This is a genomic window from Paraburkholderia sp. SIMBA_053, assembly GCF_046534895.1.
Lineage (GTDB): Bacteria > Pseudomonadota > Gammaproteobacteria > Burkholderiales > Burkholderiaceae > Paraburkholderia > Paraburkholderia caledonica.
This window is the reverse complement of record NZ_JAWRXU010000199.1, coordinates 1-376: the sequence shown is the minus strand read 5'-3', so window position 1 is coordinate 376 and position 376 is coordinate 1. Positions and strand designations below refer to the sequence as shown.

The window sequence follows — 376 nt, the reverse complement described above, 5'->3', positions numbered from 1 at the left end:
GCGTTGACGGTCACGATTCCGCGTTCCGATCTGGGCGAGAGCGAGGAGCGCGAGCCGCTCATTAGCGCCGTGTGCCAAGCCGCGCTCGAATTGTCGGAGCGGCTGGGCTATCGTCCGCGCGCGGACGACCCTACCGCGTCGCAGGCTCGCCGCAAACCGGTCACGGCGAGCTAGTTCGGAGGCTTCGAGATTCCGATCTTCCGCTCAGAACGAGTGGTGGATGCCCGTCAGAATGATCGTCTGGTTGCGGCCACTCGACACGCCCGCAGTGAAGAACGCAGCGTCGGTATTCGAACCCGCACGCTCATAGAGCGCATTCACATACAGTTGCGTCGATTTCGACAACGCGTAGATGTCGCCGATCTCGAACTGCGTC

2 pseudogenes are annotated in these 376 nt (G+C 62.5%); one reads left to right on the top strand and one right to left on the bottom strand.

From position 1 onward, the window contains the following. Positions 1-174: pseudogene (locus tag SB753_RS35260) on the top strand (IclR family transcriptional regulator); the annotation flags it as partial. A gap of 30 nt (positions 175-204) precedes the next feature. Here SB753_RS35260 and SB753_RS35255 read toward each other — a convergent pair. Beyond that, positions 205-376: pseudogene (locus SB753_RS35255) on the bottom strand (porin); the annotation flags it as partial.